The sequence below is a fragment of the Microbacterium yannicii PS01 genome, assembly GCF_000304335.1.
Classification (GTDB): Bacteria; Actinomycetota; Actinomycetes; order Actinomycetales; family Microbacteriaceae; genus Microbacterium; species Microbacterium yannicii_A.
On the sequence record NZ_CAJF01000003.1, the window covers coordinates 132,438 to 149,390 of the forward strand.

The window sequence follows — 16,953 nt, forward strand, 5'->3', positions numbered from 1 at the left end:
GCACCAGCGGCTGTCGCCGGCGCCGTGGCTCACCCGCGGCGGGCGACCGCCTCGCTCACCCATCGCGCGTGCAGGCTCCAGGGATCCTCGACACCGGCGGCGACCTCGGCGACGTGGGCCAGCAGACGGTCCGAGGCCTGGAACCATTCGGTCCGCGGGAAGCGCTCCGCGGCGAACTCCGCGTGACGGCGTCGCTCGAGCGCCCGGTCGCCACGCTCGAACGCCAGCAGCTCCTCGTGCCAGATGGCGGCGAGGCGCTGACGCGGATGAGCGGACGTCCCGATCTTCACTCGATCGGCGTAGCGGAGGTAGTACACGACATCGACGCGCGGCGGCGGCAGCTCGTCGTCCGGGATGTCGCCGTGCCGCCACTCGCACACCGCGCAGACCCACCCCGACGGAAGTCGCACGCCCAGGCGCGACCCGCACAGCACGCATGCGGACGGCAGGGCGTCGGTGATCCCGTACCGGGCGTCGCCCCACTCGGCTGCCAGGCTCAGATGCCCCTCGCAGAGCGGAATGGGTGCGTCCGCCGGGACGGGACCGCGGCATCCGTGGTCATCGACGAGGCAGCGCGACTGACGGTTCCGGGGCACCACGCGAGACTACGCCGGGCCACCCCCACCGCCGCCGAACGGCGAAAGGCCGCCACGCACGGATCGCTCCGTGGTGACGGCCTTTCGGCTGCGTCGGTTCTACGACGTGTGGATCAGCGACCCGAGAGCTTCTCGCGCAGTGCGGCGAGGGCTTCGTCGTCGGCCAGCGTGCCGGCGGGGCCGCTGTCGGACGAGAACGAGTTCGAGTTCGAGTTCGAGCTCGAGCCGGTCTCGGCCGGAGCGGCGGCCTCGGCCTCCTGGGCCTTGATGACGGCAGCCTTGTGGGCCTCCCAGCGAGCGTGGGCGGCGGCGTACTCCTGCTCCCACTTCTCGCGCTGCTCGTCGAAGCCTTCCTTCCACTGGTTGGTCTCGGGGTCGAAGCCCTCGGGGTACTTGTACTCCCCGTTCTCGTCGTACTCCGTGACCATGCCGTAGAGGGCCGGGTCGAACTCGGTGCCGTAGGGGTCGACCGACTCGTTCGCCTGCTTGAGCGAGAGCGAGATGCGGCGACGCTCGAGGTCGATGTCGATGATCTTGACGAAGACCTCTTCGCCGACCGAGACGACCTGCTCAGCGAGCTCGACGTGCTTGCCCGACAGCTCCGAGATGTGCACGAGGCCCTCGATGCCGTCCGCGACGCGAACGAAGGCGCCGAACGGAACGAGCTTGGTGACCTTGCCCGGCGCGACCTGACCGATCGCGTGCGTACGGGCGAAGACCTGCCACGGGTCCTCCTGCGTCGCCTTGAGCGACAGCGAGACGCGCTCGCGGTCCAGGTCGACCTCGAGGATCTCGACGGTGACCTCCTGGCCCACCTCGACGACCTCGGACGCGTGCTCGATGTGCTTCCACGAGAGCTCGGAGACGTGCACGAGACCGTCCACGCCGCCCAGGTCGACGAACGCACCGAAGTTGACGATCGACGAGACCGTGCCCTTGCGGACCTGGCCCTTGTGCAGGTTGTTGAGGAACGTGGTGCGCGACTCGGACTGCGTCTGCTCGAGGAGCGCGCGGCGCGAGAGCACCACGTTGTTGCGGTTCTTGTCGAGCTCGAGGATCTTCGCCTCGATCTCCTGGCCGAGGTACGGCGTGAGGTCGCGGACCCGGCGCAGCTCGATGAGCGAAGCGGGGAGGAAGCCGCGCAGACCGATGTCGACGATGAGGCCACCCTTGACGACCTCGATCACGGAGCCGGTGACGACACCGTCGTTCTCCTTGATCTTCTCGACGTCGCCCCAGGCGCGCTCGTACTGCGCACGCTTCTTGGAGAGGATGAGACGGCCTTCCTTGTCCTCCTTCTGGAGAACGAGGGCTTCGACCTCGTCGCCGACCTTGACGACCTCGTTGGGGTCGACGTCGTGCTTGATGGAAAGCTCGCGCGAGGGGATGACACCCTCGGTCTTGTAGCCGACGTCGAGGAGGACCTCGTCGCGGTCGATCTTCACCACGGTGCCCTCGATCAGGTCGCCGTCGTTGAAGAACTTCAGAGTCTTCTCGACCGCGGCCAGGAAGTCCTCGGCAGATCCGATGTCGTTGATCGCGACCTGCTTGGTGGCCGGGGCGGTCGTTGCGCTAGTCATGTAGTGGGTTGTCCTTGTTGGGTTGGGGTGTCGGGCCCCGGTCCTGTTCACGACATCCGGCACGCTCGCGCGGACGGATGCCTCGAGCCGAGGCGAGGCGGATTGTTTTTCGTTGATGTCACACAGGACCGGCGAACCGGCGCCCAGGCGTGGCGAGACAGCCACACGCGTGACTCTTCAGGGTATCAGAACGCGGTCCTCGGCCGCGATGTTCCCCAGGAGTCGGGCGCGATCGCCGTCCGCCGGTCGGTCCTGCCACGATGGAGCCATGTGGATCGGCTGGATCGAGTTCGACCTGCTCCTCGGGGATGTCCGCTCGCTCAAGGAGAAGCGCAGCATTCTGCGTCCGCTCATCGCCGACCTGAGCCGGCGCACCGAGGCTGCCGTGGCAGAGGTGGGCGATCACGACCTGCACCGCCGCGCGGCAGTCGGAGTGTCGATCGTGGCGTCCGGCTCGTCGCACGTCCGTGATGTTCTGGACCGCGCCGAGCGCCTGGTGGCCGACCACCCGGAGGTCACCCTGCTCTCGGCTCGCCGAGGGCTGCACTCGAGTGAGGACTGATCCCGTCCGGCGCGCTCAGCCCGCGATCGCGTGACCGATGTGCTCCTCACCGCCGCCGAATCGGATGGTGCGCCCGATCGTGGAGTCGTCGGCGATGGATGCCGCGATGACGGCGGCGACATCGGCCCGCGACACCGCGCCATCGCCATCCGGATCGATCTCGATGCGGCCGGCGGGCGGATCCATGGTGAGCGTGCCGGGGCCGAGGATCGTCCAGTCCAGAGAGCTGTCCGCCAGGTGCGCGTCCGCGGCCCACTTCGCGTCGGCGTAGGCGAAGAACGATGAGTCGGGCGTCACGCCGTGGTCCTCCTTCGACCCGATCCACGAGACCATGACATAGCGCTCGACACCGGCGGCGGTCGCGGCATCCATCGACCGGATCGCGGTGTCGCGGTCGATCGCATAGGTGCGCCGAGGGTCGCCGCCCCCGGCGCCCGCCGACCACACCACGACGTCGTTGCCGCTGACGAGGTTCCTCAGCTGATCGAGGTCGAGCGCCTCGATGTCGGCGATCACCGGCTGCGCGCCGGTCGCCGCGACATCGGCCTCGTGATCGGGATTGCGGATGACGGCCGTCACGGTGTGCCCCTGCTCCACAAGCAGCGGCTCGAGCAGCAGCGCGACCTTTCCGTGTCCGCCGAGGATCAGGATGCGGGCCATGAGGGGTTCCCTTCGTCGTCGCCGTCGCCGAGCCGGCGCAGGTGCGGCGCGGCCAGGAATCATCGCACTTCGAGCCTATGCCGCCCGCGCCTGATCGGTGGAACCGGGGGCCTCGACCCGGCCCGGACCCGCTGCTAGCGTGCGAGGAGCGCGACCGGGATCCGCCGGCACGCCGCAGAAGGGACCGACGACGTGACCGATGCCTCGAATTCGACCAGCGGATCCGTTCCCGCCCGCCCCCGCGAGGAGTGGACCGGGCAGGTCGGCTTCATCCTCGCCGCCATCGGCTCGGCGGTGGGACTCGGCAACATCTGGCGCTTCCCCGGCGTCGCCTATGAGAACGGCGGCGGCGCGTTCCTCATCCCCTACCTCGTCGCCCTGCTGACGGCCGGCATCCCGATCCTCTTCCTCGACTACGCGCTGGGCCATCGCTTCCGGGGAGCCGCGCCGACGGCCTTCCGCCGCATCGGGCGCGCGTTCGGACGGTGGACGGAGTCTCTGGGATGGTTCCAGGTCGCGATCGCGTTCGTCATCGGCCTCTACTACACCGCCGTGATCGCATGGGCCCTGAGCTACTTCGTGTTCTCGTTCGACCTGCGATGGGGTGACGACCCGGCCGGGTTCTTCTCCGGCGAGTACCTTCGCACCGGAGACCCCGGCATCAGCCTCGAGTTCGTCCCCAACGTGCTGATTCCGCTCGCGCTCGTCTGGATCGCCGCGATCGTGGTGCTCGCGGCCGGCGTCGCGAAGGGCCTGCAGCGGGTGAACGTCATCTTCCTGCCCCTGCTCGTGGTGGCCTTCCTGATCCTCGTGGTGCGCGCGCTGTTCCTCGACGGCGCCGCCGAGGGTCTCAACGCCCTCTTCACGCCCGACTGGGCCGCTCTGGGTGATCCGAACGTCTGGATCGCCGCCTACAGTCAGATCTTCTTCTCGCTGTCGATCGCCTTCGGCATCATGATCACGTACGCCTCGTACCGGCGGCGCCGCTCCAACCTGACCGCGCCGGGCCTCGTGGTCGCCTTCGCGAACTCGTCCTTCGAGATCCTGGCCGGCATCGGCGTCTTCGCGACGCTCGGCTTCTTCGCGTTCCAGCAGGGCATCGCGGTAGCCGAGCTCGAGGGGCTGACCGGGGTCGGGCTCTCGTTCATCACGTTCCCGGCGATCGTGTCGCAGATGCCGGGCGGTCCGCTGTTCGGATGCCTCTTCTTCGGCTCCCTCGCGCTGGCCGGCTTCACCTCGCTCATCTCGGTGCTGCAGGTGGTCTCCGCGGCCATCCAGGAGAAGTTCCGGCTGTCGCCGCGGGCGGCGGCGGTGGGTGTGGGCCTGGTCTCGGCGGTGCTCTCGGTGCTGCTGTTCTCCACGACGACGGGCCTCCTGGCCCTGGACGTGACCGATCAGTGGGCGAACAACATCGGGATCGTGGCCTCCGCCGTCATCATGACGATCCTCCTGATCTGGGTGCTCCGCCGCGGACCCGAGCTGCGGTTCCATCTGAACGCCGTCTCGACGTTCAAGCTCGGCAAGGTGTGGGTGCTCCTCGTCGGCGTCCTCGCCCCGATCGTCCTCGGCTACATGCTCATCTCACGCATCGTCGCGCTGATCGTCGAGGGCTATGGAGACATGCCGGGCTGGTACCTCCTCCTGTTCGGCTGGGGCACCATCGCGTTCATCGTCGTGGCGGCCATCGTCATGACCGCGCTCCGATGGCGCGAGTCTCCCGATGACTTCAGTCCGTGGCCGGAGTACTCGCCCGCCACGCCTGCCGCATCCTCCGCCGCACGGAAGGGCTCGTCATGACACCGCTCGCCATCACCTTCCTGATCCTCGCTATCGCCATCGTGTGGGGCGGGCTCATCGCCAGCACGCTCTTCCTCCGGAACCGTCCGGAGGTGGCCGCGTACCCGCCCGGCGCCGCCGACGATCATCGGCAGGACGAGGCGCCGATCGTCCACGACACCTGAGCTCGCGCGAGGGGCGACCGCCGCGCTCGCCCGGAGGTCGCCGGCGACGCGGCGGAATCGGCCCGCGCCGCGGGCACTCCGGTTCCGGTCAGTTCAGAGCGCGCGTGCCCTCGGGGATCACGCCGTCGCCGTAGAGCTCGGCCGCCACGTCCTGCAGCGCGGTCAGAGCGACGCGCTGCGTCATGGGACCGTACGAGATGCGCGCGACGCCGAGCGCCTCGTACTCGGCCGCACTGAGCGCGCCCGGGAGCCCGATCACGCTGACCTTCCGCTCACCGATGCCGTCGACGAGCCGGCGGGTCACGTCCGCGTCCAGGATCCCCGGCACGAACACCAGGTCGGCGCCCGCGTCGAGGTACGCGCGGCCTCGCTCGATCGCGTCGGCGACCGACTCCTCGGCCGGCCGGCCGCCGCCGCGGACGAAGGCGTCGGTGCGAGCGTTCAGCGCGAACGGCACGCCCTCCGCCTCCCCGGCCGCGATGATGGCGCGCACGGCGCCGACGGCCTCGTCCAGCGGCCACAGGCGATCCTCCACGTTCGCGCCGACGACGCCCTTTCCGATCGCACGACGCACCGTCTCTCCCGCGTCGCCGAAGCCGGCATCCAGGTCGGCGGTGACCGGCAGGTCGCCGGCTGCCGCGACGATCCGCCCGAGCATGTCGAGGAGGAGGTCGAGCGGGATGTTCTCGCCGTCGGCGTAGCCGAACGTCGCCGCGATGGAGTGCCCCGCCGTCGCGATCGCGCGGGTCTCGGGCAGCGCGGCGATCGTCTTCGCCGACACCGCGTCCCACACGTTCACCACGCGGAGGATCTCGGGCGCAGCGTGCAGCCGCGCGAGGGTCTGTGCCTTTTCAGCCTGGGTGGTCATATCGGCAACGCTAGCGGGTGGTCAGGACCGCGGGATCCGCCGACGACCGGTCAGCGCACTTCGCCGTCGACGTACCACCACCGTCCGCTCTGCCGCACGAAGCGGCTGCGCTCGTGCAGCTCGCCGCGGTCGCGTCCCTGACGCCATGCGGCACGGAACTCCACCACTCCCCGCGTGTCACCCTCACCGCCTGCGTCCGTCTCGACGATCTCCAGCCCGGTCCACCGCAGAGCGGGATCGAGCGTCAGCTCCGCCGGCCGGGTGCCCGGGTGCCACGAGCCGGCGAGATGGCGCGCGTCGCCGACGACGAAGGCGGTGAACCGCGAGCGCATGAGCCGCTCGGGCGTCGGGGCGACGGCTCCGCGCAGCAGGGGGCCGCAGCATCCCTCATATCGCTCACCGCTGCCGCACGGGCACGGATCACTCGCGACGACGGCGGGGAATCCCGCGGTGGAGGGGTTTTCTGCGGCGGCTCCGAACGACACTCAGGCTCCCGCCTTCTCGGCGCATGCGACGCAACGGGTCGCGAAGGGCCGGGCACGCAGACGCGCGATGGGGATGCCGCGGCCGCAGTCGACGCAGACGCCGTAGGCTCCAGCCTCCCAGCGCTCCAGGGCGCCGTCGATCTCGAAGATCTCGCGACGGGCCGCCTCCTGCAGTCCGACCGCCCGCGCCCACTCCCCCGACAGCGTGACGCCCTCGGGGTCGTGCTCGTCGTCGGCGACAGCGGATCCGCGGTCCGCGCGCAACTCGGCGATGGTCTCGTCCATCGCGGAGAGACGTGCATCCGCACCGGCGCGCAGTTCGTCGAGAAGCGCCCGCAACTCGATGCGATGAGCGGCTGTGGTCATCGCACGAGGGTACGCCTGCGGGGCGATCGCAGGCGCCTCGGCATGCCGCTTACTGGGACACGCGCACCGTGAAGGTCAGGTTCTGTATCCCGCCGTCGGAGTTCGACATCACGACGGTCGTCGTGCCCTCGGCGAGAGCCTCGACACCGGGATCGAACGTCGCGCCGTCCGTTTCGCGCCCGGCCACGAATTCGGCCACCGCCGGGTCTTCGACCTCACCCGAGTAGCTGTCGACGGCGAGGTCTCCGGTGTCGATGTTCAGCATCTGTCCCACCTCGAGATCGACCGTCGCTCCCTGCAGCGAGCCGGCGCCTCGCGTGACCGGGGTGATCACCGGTCCCGCTGCGGCGCACGCGGTGAGCATCAGGGCGGCGCCGGCGAGAAGGACGGAGGCGGACGATCTGGCGAGGTTCATGCCCTCATGATGACAGCGGCGTCGGCCGCCCACCAGAGACGCTCCGGACTGTGGTCAGACCACAGGCGCTTCCCAGGTCGGCGTGCCATCCTGAGGATGACGTCGTACCGGGGATCCCAGCTCCCTCCTGCGGCGCCCACGGCGATGAGGCGAACGGGACCCCTCCTCGTGCCCGGCCCCCGGCGGGCACGAGGGGCGGTGTCATTGCGACCCACCCCGGAGCCGGCGATTGCGACCCCCAGCGCGATCGTCGGCTCTTTCGCTCAGCCCTCCCCGACAGGTACGGCCGCGAGGCGCGCGCGTGCCGAGCGGCGCACGCGGTGCCACAGTCGCAGCGCGGTCCGCAGCGGCAGGCCGATCGCGTACGCGACCGTCCCGGCCGTCGACGTGTCGCTGCGCCCGAGGGCGATCCTCCGCTCCCATGCGTCGCGCAGCGCTCCCCCGCGGCGGTCGAGGGCGGGACGCGACACGAGCGCACCCGCGTGTCGCCGCGCGATGAGATCGAGGGCGCACTCCTCCCAGTCATCCGCATCGGCGGCGTGGAAGTAGTTGTCGTCCCGCCACGCCGGGTCCGGATGCCGGAACCTCCGATGTACGACGTCGTCCTCGGCGCCGAGCAGACCGGCGTCGGCGAGCGTCTCGTTGATGAGCTTCGACGAGACGCCGAACATGTCGAGCGCGATGACGGGGATGCCGCCGGCGACGGCCTCGATGGCCGCGGTCGAGCTGACCGTGACGAGACCTTCGGCGGTGGCCAGCGCCTCGCCCATCGAGACGGTCGACGTCACGAGGTTCGGCGGCAGCGGGCCGAGCGTCGAGAGCAGCTCCGGGTAGCCGTCGTGCTCCACATGCGTCTGCTGCTCGCCGTGGACGGCGCGCAGCTTCACCACGACCCGGCGGGAGGGGTCCGCCTCGGCCGTGCGAACGAGAAGGCGTGCGATGCGCAGTCGATCGGGGCGGGTGGCAGGCACCCGCGCCTGCGTCGCGAAGACGAGGTCGGTCGCGGGCGCCCGGTCGGGCTCGACTCCGGCGTCGGCGTCGGCGTCGGCGTCGGCACCGACTGCGGCACGCGCGAAGGGCAGGGTGGCAAGTGCGAACCGCTGGTGGAAGCCCGTTCGGTCGGCCAGTGCCGTGAACTCGCGCAGCTCGCGGCGCGAGTGGACGATGAACAGATCGCACTGGGTGCGATAGACGAGAGCCTTGCGCGTCGCGGGGATCGAGATGCCGGGAAGCCCGGTGACGATCACCGGCCTGGGCTTCAGGTCGGCGACGTCGCGAGCCAGCACCCGCACGAGCGGTCCGCGTGCGGCGATCAGCACCGCGTCGGGTCGCAGCGCCGCCAGCTGCGACGAGAGGCGGGAGTACTCGACCCGCTCCACCCGTTCGGGAGCAAGGCCGCTCCCCTTCACAGCAGCGGCGCGCTGGGGCTCACTCACGACCAGCGGCGTCTCCAGAACGAGGAGCGAGGCATCCCAGCGCTCACCGGCGCCGCCGAGCAGGGCCGCCGCCCACTTCACGTACGAGTCGGTGTCGGCGATGGCGACGATGCGCGGGCGGGACGCGCCACGTGAGCCGGTCGTCACGCCGGAACGCGCCGCAGCTTCGCCTTGGGGGCGAGCTCGCTCTCGTAGACCCGCTTGACGCCGTCGCCGAGCGCGGATTCGATCACGCGGATGTCGCGCACGAGGTGCTGCAGCCCCGTCGGCTCGAGCGAGGCGGCGTGATCCGAGCCCCACATCGTGCGGTCGAGGGTGATGTGCCGCTCAACGGCGACCGCACCCAGAGCCACCGCTGCCAGCGAGATCTGCAGACCGCGCTCGTGGCCGGAATACCCGACGGGCACACCCGGGAAGCGATCGCGCAGCGCCGGGATCATCCGCAGGTTGGCCTCCCCGGGCTCCATCGGATACGTGGAGGTGGCGTGCATGAGCAGCAGACGCTCCGTGCCGATCACCTCGACGGCGTCGTCGATCTCGTCGATCGTCGACATGCCCGTCGACAGGATGACGGTCTTGCCGGTGTCGCGCAGAGCGCGCAGCAGCGCGTGATCGGTGAGAGACGCCGACGCGACCTTGTGGGCGTGGACCCCCAGGTCCTCGAGGAACTCCACGCTCGGCTCGTCCCAGGGTGAGGCGAACCACTCGAGGCCGCGCAGCATGGCGTGGTCCGAGATCTCGATGTACTGGTCGCGGTCGAACTCGACGCGGTGGCGGTACTCGAGGTAGCTCATCGTGCCCCAGGGCGTCTCACGCGGGATGTCGCGCATGTGGGAGGGCGTGGCGATCTCGGGCGTGCGCTTCTGGAACTTGACCGCGTCGGCCCCCGCATCGGCGGCGACGTCGATCAGTCGCTTGGCGAGATCCACGTCGCCGTTGTGGTTGAGCCCGATCTCGGCGATCACGTAGGCGGGGCGACCGCCCCCGATCACGCGGGATCCGATGGATACGGTCATGATGCCTCCTGTGGTGCGGTGGGACCGGATGCCTCGTCTCGCTGCCGGCGCTCGGGCGACGGGTCGGCGGCGCGCGCCGCGAGGACGCGCTCGGCGAGGTCGCGCACGGCGCCCTCGCCGCCGCGGCGCTCCAGGACGACGCGGGCGGCCGCGAGGACGAGGGGGTGGGCGTCGGGGACGGCGGTGGGCCACCCGACGATCTCGAGACACGGCAGGTCGTTGACGTCGTTGCCGAGATACGCGATGCGCGCGAGCGGGATTCCGCGGTCGGCCGCCCACGCGCGGATCGCCGCAGCCTTGTCGCCGGCGCTCTGGCGCACGTCGACGCCGAGCTTGCGCGCCCGTGCCGACACCACCGGATTGACCTCGGTCGAGAGGATGAGGAACGGGATGCCGGCCGCGCGCAGCAGCGAGACGCCCATGCCGTCCGCGCGGCTCACCGTCACGGCTTCGACGCCGTCCTGATCAACGCGGACGGTGTCGTCGGTGTGCACGCCGTCGAAGTCGGTGACCACAGCGGCCGCGTCGATCGGCGCGGGCCGGTCGACGAGAGCGCCCAGGGCCCTGGCCACCTCCAGCTCGTCGGTGGTGTCGATCTCGATCGCCGTGCGCGGTGCGACCTCTGCGATTCCGACGCTGCCGAAGAAGCGATGGCGCGACGACCGGAACCCGGCTGCCCGCAGAACGTAGAAGGCACCGGTCTCGAGATACTGCGGGGCGCGGTCCTGGCGGCGGGGACGCACGTCGACATCGTGGTTCACCGCCTGCGCCGCTCCTCCCGAGCCCTTCTCCCAGAGGAACCCGTAGGTCTCGATCGCCGAGAAGACGCTGTCGCGGCGGCGTGACCGCACCAGGCGCACGGCGCCCGCCAGGGCGTCGACATCGATGAACGGCGATGTCGCCTGAAGGAACGCGATGATCCCCACGTCCACGCCCCGGGCGTCCAGCTCCTCGAGGGCGTGCAGCAGGGCGCTCTCCGACGAGGACTCGTCGGCCGCGAGCACCCCCGGACGATCGATGATCTCGGCGCCCCACTCGGCGGCGACGGCGGCGATCTCGCCATCGTCGGTGCTCACGACCACGCGGTCGATGCCCGGGCAGCGCAGGGCGGCATCCACGGCCCGTGCCACGAGGGGCACGCCGCCGACGCGCCGCAGGTTTTTGCGCACGACGCCCTTGGACCCGCCGCGGGCGGGGATGATGGCCACGACCTCGCTCATGCGACGCCCGCCCGCTTCGAGCCGCGCGCGGCGCCGATGTGCAGGCGCGCGCCGGTGCCGGCGAGGACGAGCGGGAGCGTCGTGACCGTGCTGGACTGAAGAGTGTGGATGTCGAGGGCCTCGGACGCACCGGCGAGGACGAGCTCCACGGGCAGCTTCGTCTCGTGGATGCGCACGCCCGGCACCGCCGCGACCGCGTCGAGCTGTTCCGGCGTCTCCCGGCGATGCGGGAGGTACACCGCGCCACCGGCGGTCGCACCCCGGACCCACCGCACGTACTCCGGCAGCGGCATCCGTCCGTCCACCGGCCCGGCGCTGCCCAGCACGATGCGGCGTCCGAGTTCGGGAGCGCGCGGCGCTGTCGAGCGCGTCCAGGCGAAGTCATGGCGGCGGATGCCGAAGCCGCGGTCCGTGAGGGCGTCCGAGCGGTCGGCGCCGAGGTCGAACGCGGTGAAGAGCGCCGCCCGCCGCGCGACCGCGCGCCGGGCGATGATCTCGGCCGTGAACGGCGCGACCGCGGTCGTCAGGCGGCCCTCCGCCTGGTGCGGACGCGCGTACGGGCGACGCCCGAGCAGCGTGTCGGCGTAGGCGAGAGCGAGCGCGCCGTCGTCGAGAAAGGTGAGGCGGCGCGGGCGGAGCACGGCCGCGGCGAGGCGGAACTGTCCCGAGAACCCGTCGCCGACCAGCCAGTGCCCGTGGCGGGCGAGGAGGCTCCACGGGATGCCGAGGTACGGCTCGAGCTGACCGAACCGGGCACCCCGCGCGACCAGCGCATCCGCGGTCTCGGAGATCTGCGGCGTGAGGCGACCGGCGACCGGGATCGTCGTGCGATGGGCGTCGGCCCATTCCGCCGCGCCCACCAGCTGCAGCGGCGACTCGACCCACGCGAGAGCGTCGTCCCGGCTCATGTCGCCTCCTTTTCCGGCCGTGTCCCCACGGTGCGCGGAGGATGTGAACGCGGTGGGTGCGCGCAGGCGACCGGAAGCCGACCGGAAGGTGAACGACGGGTGGCACCCGCCGCGTCGGGGAGGCGTGCCAGGATGATCCCGTGACCGACCGCCTCATGCTCCTCGACTCGGCCTCGCTGTACTTCCGGGCCTTCTACGGCGTGCCCGACACCGTGCGCGCGCCGGACGGCACTCCCGTCAACGCGGTGCGCGGGTTCCTCGACATCATCACCAAGCTCGTGACGACATATCGCCCGACCCACCTGGTGGCCTGCTGGGACGACGACTGGCGTCCGCAGTGGCGGGTCGATCTGATCCCCACCTACAAGACCCACCGCGTGGCCGAGGTCGTCGCGGGCGCGCCCGACGTCGAGGTCGTGCCCGACCCGCTCGAGGTGCAGGTGCCGGTGATCCGAGAGGCTCTGGAGGCGCTCGGCATCCGAATCGTCGGCGCACCGGCGCATGAGGCCGACGATGTGATCGGCACCCTGGCGACCACGGCCTCGATGCCGGTCGACATCGTCACGGGCGACCGCGACCTGTTCCAGCTCGTCGACGACGCACGCGACGTCCGCGTGATCTACACCGCGCGCGGCATGAGCAACCTCGAGCTGGTCACCGACGCCACCGTCGTCGCCAAGTACGGCGTCCTGCCCGGCCAGTACGCCGACTTCGCGACGCTTCGCGGCGACTCCTCCGACGGTCTTCCCGGCGTCGCAGGCATCGGCGAGAAGACCGCGGCGACGCTGCTGGCAGCGCACGGCGACCTCACCGGCATCGTGGCCGCCGCCGAGGCGGGCGAGGGCATGTCGGCCGGAGTGCGCGCGAAGATGCTCGCCGGCGCGCCCTACCTCGCTGTGGCGCCGCAGGTGGTCGCGGTCGTGCGCGACCTGCCGCTCACGATTCCCGACTCGACGCTTCGCCCCCTCGACGATGAGGCCAGGGACCATGCGACCGCGCTCGCCGAGCGCTGGGCGCTCGGCACGGCGATGAGCCGCATCCTCGACGCCCTCGACGGACTCGGCTCGAACGCCGCGTCCGCCTGAGCACCGTTCAGGCGGTGCGGTCCCGCTGCGTCCACTGCCTCAGCCGCTCCAGCGGCCACGTGGTCACGATCCGCTCCGCAGGTACACCGAGCCGCTCGGCGCGCTCGGCGCCGTAGTCCAGCAGAGAGAGCTGACCCGGCGCGTGGGCGTCGGAGTCGATGGAGAAGAGGCATCCGATCTCGAGCGCGAGCTCGATCAGCTCGTCCGGGGGGTCCTGACGCTCGGGCCGGGAGTTGATCTCCACGGCGACGCCGTTCGCGGCGCACGCCTCGAACACCGGCCTCGGGTCGAACGTGGAGGGCGGACGCGTGCCGCGGGACCCCTCGACGAGGCGCCCCGTGACGTGCCCGAGCACGTCGACGTGGGAGCTGGAGGCGGCGGCGACCAGCCGGCGTGTCATCGGCCCCCGCTCCATCCGCAGCTTCGAGTGCGCGGATGCGACCACCACGTCGAGCTCGTCGAGCAGCTCCGGCTCCTGGTCCAGGGCGCCTCCGTCGAGGATGTCGACCTCGATGCCCGACAGCAGCGTGAAGCCCGAGCCGCTCATGCCCGCGACGATCTCGAGCTGAGCGCGCAGACGCTCCGGCGAGAGCCCGTTGGCGACGCGCAGGCGCGGGGAGTGATCGGTGAGCGCGAGGTACTCGTGGCCGAGTGCCCGTGCGGCGTCGACCATGAGGTCGATCGAGGTGAGTCCGTCGGACCAGTCGCTGTGCGAGTGGAGATCTCCGCGCAGCAGTCCGCGCAGCGTCGACGCGCGCTGCACGCCCGCGCGCTCGCGGAGATCGGCGAGGTACGCGGGAACCGCGCCGCCCAGCGCCTCCTGGATCACGGCGAACGAGGAGTCTCCGATGCCTTTGCGACGACGCAGCGTCCCGCTGTCGTGCAGCTCCGCGTCGCTCAGACCCTCGATCGCATCAGCGGCCGCGCGGAAGGCCTTCGACTTGTACCGGGACGACCGCTCGCGTTCGAGAAGCGTTGCGATCTCGGTGAGTGCGTCGTGCGGGTTCACGGGTGTTCCGTCGTCATGGGGCGTGGCCTCGGGTCACACCGCGGGCGTGACCGCGAGTTCGCGGGTGGTGGCCACCCAGGTGTCGAGCGTCGAGAGCGCCGCGCCGCCGTCGATCGCCGCCGCGGCGTCGTCGCGCGCCTCGGCGAGCCGCTCGAGGATCGGGCGCTGGACCTGCGTCGCGTCGCGGAACAGGCGATACGCGACGATGCCCGCGGCGGCGTTGAGCAACACGATGTCGCGGACCGGCCCCGTCTCGCCGCCGAGCACGCGGCGCACGACCGCGGCGTTGTGAGCCGGGTCGCCGCCGAGCAGATCGTCGATGTCCGCCAGCGGGATGCCGAGATCGCGCGGATCGAGGTCATGCTCGTGGATATCGCCGCGGCTCACCTCCCACAGCCGGCTGTGGCCCGTGGTGGTCAGCTCGTCGAGGCCGTCGTCACCGCGGAACACCAGCGCCGTGGCGCCGCGCGTGCGGAAGACGCCTGTGATGAGCGGCACGCGGTCGAGGTGCGCGACCCCCACCGCGTTCGCTTCGGCGCGCGCGGGGTTGCACAGCGGCCCCAGGAAGTTGAACACGGTGGGCACGCCGAGCTCGCTGCGCGTCGCGCCGGCATGCCGGAACCCGGGGTGGAAGGCCGCCGCGAACGCGAACGTGATGCCCGCGCGCGAGAGCGTCTCAGCCACCGCCTCGGGCGGAAGCGACAGATCCAGTCCGAGCGCGCCGAGGACGTCCGATGAGCCCGACGCGGAGCTCGCCGCCTTGTTGCCGTGCTTGACGACGGGGATCCCGGATGCCGCGGCCACGAGTGCGGCCATCGTCGAGACGTTGACCGTGCCGAACCGGTCCCCGCCGGTGCCGACGATGTCGAGCACGGCGGCGTCCACCGGGAGCGGGAGCGCGGCCTCGAGGATCGCATCGCGGAAGCCGACGATCTCGTCGACCGTCTCCCCCTTGGCGCGCAGCGCCACCAGGAACCCCCCGAGCTGCGACGGCGACGCGGTCCCCGACATGATCTGGCGCATCGCCCACGTCGACTCCGCGACGCTGAGATCACGCCGCTCCAAGAGGGTGCTGAGAATTCCCGGCCAGGTGTAGAGCTCCGCCATAACGCACAACCCTAGCGCCGGGCCGGAATCGGGACCTTTTCGTGACACCCGGTCGCCGGGAGAGCGATTCTGCGTCTTCATCACGTGTTCACGGGGAACTCGCGGTGGGCTCTTAGGACACCCTAAGTCGGAATGGGTGCAAGAAGGTGTCGCCTGATGCGAATACAGGCGCCGAGCATCGGCCATAATGGGGAGTGTGACGACCTCCACAGCGACCTACTCCCAGGCCATGCGGTCCGTCAAGCGGCCGGATCCGGTCGCCGTCGGCACCATCGTCTGGCTCGGCAGCGAGGTGATGTTCTTCGCGGGCCTGTTCGCGATCTACTTCACCCTCCGCAGCACGTCCCCCGACCTGTGGGCGGAAGAGACCCAGCTGCTGAACATCCCCTACGCGACCGTCAACACGATCATCCTCGTGCTGTCGTCGGTCACGTGCCAGATGGGCGTGTTCGCGGCGGAGCGCTTCCAGCCCTACACGGTGAAGTCGAACTCCTTCTGGCAGCGCTGGGGCATGGTCGAGTGGTTCTGGCTGACCTTCGCGCTCGGCGCGATCTTCGTGTCGGGCCAGGTCTGGGAGTACGCCCAGCTCGTCGCCGAGGGGATGCCGATCAGCGCGAACTCCTACGCGTCGGCGTTCTACCTCACCACGGGCTTCCACGCCCTCCACGTCACCGGCGGCCTCATCGCGTTCCTCCTCGTGATCGGACGCGCGTACGCCGTCAAGAACTTCGGGCGCAAAGAGATGACGTCCTCGATCGTCGTGTCGTACTACTGGCACTTCGTCGATGTCGTCTGGATCGCCCTATTCCTCGTCATCTACTTCCTGAAGTAAGAGCGGAGCTGATTCACCGACATGGCACGAGAGACCACGCGCCGCTCGAAAGGACGCCGGAGCCCCTGGGCTGCCGCCGCACTCATCGGCATCGGCCTGCTCATCACCGGCGGCGTGTACGCCGGCGCCTCGGCGGCGATGGCCGCGAGCACCCCTGAGACCGCCGTCGACTCGGCACTCACCGTCGAAGACGGCGAGCGTCTGTTCCAGGCCAACTGCGCCACGTGCCACGGCCTCGACGTGCAGGGCACCGACGACGGTCCCTCGCTCTACGGTGTGGGCGAGCTCGCCGTTCACTTCCAGATGAGCACGGGCCGCATGCCGCTGCAGATGCAGGGACCGCAGGCCCCGCAGAAGCCGGTGCAGTTCACCGACGAGCAGATCGCCGCGATCGGCGAGTACATCCAGTCGATCGCCCCCGGCCCCAGCTTCCCCGACGAGGAAGTCATCGACGGCGAAGGCAACGCGTCCGAGGGTGGCGAGATCTTCCGCATCAACTGCGCGATGTGCCACAACGTCGCCGGTGCGGGCGGTGCGCTCACCGAGGGCAAGTACGCCCCCGCCCTTCATGAGGTGAGTCCCCTCAACATGTACGCCGCGATGGTGACCGGTCCGCAGAACATGCCGGTCTTCAACGACATGACGCTCACAGCCGAAGAGAAGCGCGACATCATCACGTACCTGCTCTACCTGCAGGAAGAAGAGTCTCCGGGCGGGTTCACGCTCGGCTCGCTGGGCCCCGTCTCCGAGGGCCTCTTCATCTGGATCTTCGGGATCGGTTCGCTGATCGCCCTGACCGTGTGGATCACGGCGAAGTCCAACTGATCGACGAACGACACGCAACACT

Annotated in this window: 19 protein-coding genes; 6 read left to right on the top strand and 13 right to left on the bottom strand. The window is 70.5% G+C overall.

Features of this window, described 5'->3' with window-relative positions:
* Window positions 1-29: 29 nt before the first annotated feature.
* Both WYM_RS02860 and rpsA read right to left on the bottom strand, forming a co-directional pair.
* A complete protein-coding gene (locus WYM_RS02860; protein WP_019179318.1) occupies window positions 30-599 on the bottom strand; it encodes a GIY-YIG nuclease family protein in 570 nt (189 codons plus the stop codon).
* A gap of 110 nt (window positions 600-709) precedes the next feature.
* Window positions 710-2,176, bottom strand: a complete 1,467-nt coding sequence (gene rpsA, locus WYM_RS02865; protein ID WP_019179319.1) for a 30S ribosomal protein S1 — start codon at window positions 2,174-2,176, stop codon at window positions 710-712.
* A 268-nt stretch (window positions 2,177-2,444) separates the two neighbouring features.
* Between rpsA and WYM_RS02870 the strand changes: the two genes are divergently transcribed.
* On the top strand, window positions 2,445-2,738 hold the full coding sequence (locus WYM_RS02870; protein ID WP_019179320.1) for a DUF503 domain-containing protein: 294 nt from the start codon (window positions 2,445-2,447) through the stop codon (window positions 2,736-2,738).
* A 15-nt stretch (window positions 2,739-2,753) separates the two neighbouring features.
* On the opposite strand, the gene WYM_RS02875 is transcribed toward WYM_RS02870, so the two are convergent.
* Window positions 2,754-3,398: an SDR family oxidoreductase gene (locus WYM_RS02875; RefSeq protein WP_019179321.1), complete on the bottom strand. Its 645-nt coding sequence runs from the start codon at window positions 3,396-3,398 to the stop codon at window positions 2,754-2,756.
* A 192-nt stretch (window positions 3,399-3,590) separates the two neighbouring features.
* Here WYM_RS02875 and WYM_RS02880 point away from each other — a divergent pair, with 192 nt between their 5' ends.
* Window positions 3,591-5,195, top strand: a complete 1,605-nt coding sequence (locus tag WYM_RS02880; protein ID WP_019179322.1) for a sodium-dependent transporter — start codon at window positions 3,591-3,593, stop codon at window positions 5,193-5,195.
* The gene (locus WYM_RS21355; protein ID WP_019179323.1) at window positions 5,192-5,359 is read left to right on the top strand and encodes a methionine/alanine import family NSS transporter small subunit; all 168 of its coding nucleotides are present in this window, start codon (window positions 5,192-5,194) and stop codon (window positions 5,357-5,359) included. Before WYM_RS02880 ends, WYM_RS21355 begins: the two co-directional genes overlap by 4 nt.
* Before the next feature lie 88 nt (window positions 5,360-5,447).
* Here WYM_RS21355 and WYM_RS02890 read toward each other — a convergent pair whose 3' ends face one another.
* From WYM_RS02890 to WYM_RS02925, 8 genes are all read right to left on the bottom strand, one after another.
* Complete coding sequence (locus tag WYM_RS02890) at window positions 5,448-6,227, bottom strand: isocitrate lyase/PEP mutase family protein (RefSeq protein ID WP_019179324.1); 780 nt, start codon at window positions 6,225-6,227, stop codon at window positions 5,448-5,450.
* 50 nt (window positions 6,228-6,277) lie between these two features.
* Entirely contained in the window at window positions 6,278-6,712 is a 435-nt protein-coding gene (locus WYM_RS02895; RefSeq protein WP_019179325.1) for a YchJ family protein, read from the bottom strand.
* Complete coding sequence (locus WYM_RS02900; RefSeq protein ID WP_019179326.1) at window positions 6,713-7,078, bottom strand: TraR/DksA family transcriptional regulator; 366 nt, start codon at window positions 7,076-7,078, stop codon at window positions 6,713-6,715.
* A 49-nt stretch (window positions 7,079-7,127) separates the two neighbouring features.
* Complete coding sequence (locus WYM_RS19035) at window positions 7,128-7,493, bottom strand: hypothetical protein (protein WP_019179327.1); 366 nt, start codon at window positions 7,491-7,493, stop codon at window positions 7,128-7,130.
* Window positions 7,494-7,756: 263 nt separating this feature from the next.
* Complete coding sequence (locus WYM_RS02910; RefSeq protein WP_051008035.1) at window positions 7,757-9,076, bottom strand: DUF6716 putative glycosyltransferase; 1,320 nt, start codon at window positions 9,074-9,076, stop codon at window positions 7,757-7,759.
* Window positions 9,073-9,945 carry an N-acetylneuraminate synthase family protein gene (locus WYM_RS02915; protein ID WP_019179328.1) on the bottom strand — a complete coding sequence of 291 codons (873 nt, stop codon included), beginning with the start codon at window positions 9,943-9,945 and terminating at the stop codon, window positions 9,073-9,075. The genes WYM_RS02910 and WYM_RS02915 overlap by 4 nt, the downstream gene beginning before the upstream one ends.
* Window positions 9,942-11,165: an acylneuraminate cytidylyltransferase gene (locus WYM_RS02920; RefSeq protein WP_019179329.1), complete on the bottom strand. Its 1,224-nt coding sequence runs from the start codon at window positions 11,163-11,165 to the stop codon at window positions 9,942-9,944. The genes WYM_RS02915 and WYM_RS02920 overlap by 4 nt, the downstream gene beginning before the upstream one ends.
* On the bottom strand, window positions 11,162-12,073 hold the full coding sequence (locus WYM_RS02925) for a hypothetical protein (protein WP_019179330.1): 912 nt from the start codon (window positions 12,071-12,073) through the stop codon (window positions 11,162-11,164). The genes WYM_RS02920 and WYM_RS02925 overlap by 4 nt, the downstream gene beginning before the upstream one ends.
* Before the next feature lie 140 nt (window positions 12,074-12,213).
* Here WYM_RS02925 and WYM_RS02930 point away from each other — a divergent pair, with 140 nt between their 5' ends.
* Window positions 12,214-13,158: a 5'-3' exonuclease gene (locus tag WYM_RS02930; RefSeq protein WP_019179331.1), complete on the top strand. Its 945-nt coding sequence runs from the start codon at window positions 12,214-12,216 to the stop codon at window positions 13,156-13,158.
* A 7-nt stretch (window positions 13,159-13,165) separates the two neighbouring features.
* Here WYM_RS02930 and WYM_RS02935 read toward each other — a convergent pair whose 3' ends face one another.
* Together WYM_RS02935 and trpD are read right to left on the bottom strand one after the other, a co-directional pair.
* Entirely contained in the window at window positions 13,166-14,167 is a 1,002-nt protein-coding gene (locus WYM_RS02935; protein ID WP_019179332.1) for a PHP domain-containing protein, read from the bottom strand.
* A gap of 33 nt (window positions 14,168-14,200) precedes the next feature.
* Window positions 14,201-15,274 (bottom strand): anthranilate phosphoribosyltransferase, encoded by a 1,074-nt coding sequence (trpD, locus tag WYM_RS02940; protein WP_019179333.1) that lies wholly within the window; start codon window positions 15,272-15,274, stop codon window positions 14,201-14,203.
* Between the two features lie 187 nt (window positions 15,275-15,461).
* Here trpD and WYM_RS02945 point away from each other — a divergent pair, with 187 nt between their 5' ends.
* Window positions 15,462-16,106, top strand: a complete 645-nt coding sequence (locus WYM_RS02945) for a cytochrome c oxidase subunit 3 (protein ID WP_026059499.1) — start codon at window positions 15,462-15,464, stop codon at window positions 16,104-16,106.
* A 21-nt stretch (window positions 16,107-16,127) separates the two neighbouring features.
* The gene (locus WYM_RS02950; RefSeq protein WP_019179335.1) at window positions 16,128-16,931 is read left to right on the top strand and encodes a cytochrome c; all 804 of its coding nucleotides are present in this window, start codon (window positions 16,128-16,130) and stop codon (window positions 16,929-16,931) included.
* Window positions 16,932-16,953: the final 22 nt, after the last annotated feature.

Bases quoted from the DNA above. Each gene is read 5' to 3' on its own strand.
- WYM_RS02920 (WP_019179329.1), bottom strand. From the start codon at position 11,165: ATGAGCGAGGTCGTGGCCATCATCCCCGCCCGCGGCGGGTCCAAGGGC.
- trpD (WP_019179333.1), bottom strand. From the start codon at position 15,274: ATGGCGGAGCTCTACACCTGGCCGGGAATTCTCAGCACCCTCTTGGAG.
- rpsA (WP_019179319.1), bottom strand. From the start codon at position 2,176: ATGACTAGCGCAACGACCGCCCCGGCCACCAAGCAGGTCGCGATCAAC.
- WYM_RS02915 (WP_019179328.1), bottom strand. From the start codon at position 9,945: ATGACCGTATCCATCGGATCCCGCGTGATCGGGGGCGGTCGCCCCGCC.
- WYM_RS02950 (WP_019179335.1), top strand. From the start codon at position 16,128: ATGGCACGAGAGACCACGCGCCGCTCGAAAGGACGCCGGAGCCCCTGG.
- WYM_RS02945 (WP_026059499.1), top strand. From the start codon at position 15,462: ATGGGGAGTGTGACGACCTCCACAGCGACCTACTCCCAGGCCATGCGG.
- WYM_RS21355 (WP_019179323.1), top strand. From the start codon at position 5,192: ATGACACCGCTCGCCATCACCTTCCTGATCCTCGCTATCGCCATCGTG.
- WYM_RS02900 (WP_019179326.1), bottom strand. From the start codon at position 7,078: ATGACCACAGCCGCTCATCGCATCGAGTTGCGGGCGCTTCTCGACGAA.
- WYM_RS02870 (WP_019179320.1), top strand. From the start codon at position 2,445: ATGTGGATCGGCTGGATCGAGTTCGACCTGCTCCTCGGGGATGTCCGC.
- WYM_RS02925 (WP_019179330.1), bottom strand. From the start codon at position 12,073: ATGAGCCGGGACGACGCTCTCGCGTGGGTCGAGTCGCCGCTGCAGCTG.
- WYM_RS02875 (WP_019179321.1), bottom strand. From the start codon at position 3,398: ATGGCCCGCATCCTGATCCTCGGCGGACACGGAAAGGTCGCGCTGCTG.
- WYM_RS19035 (WP_019179327.1), bottom strand. From the start codon at position 7,493: ATGAACCTCGCCAGATCGTCCGCCTCCGTCCTTCTCGCCGGCGCCGCC.
- WYM_RS02890 (WP_019179324.1), bottom strand. From the start codon at position 6,227: ATGACCACCCAGGCTGAAAAGGCACAGACCCTCGCGCGGCTGCACGCT.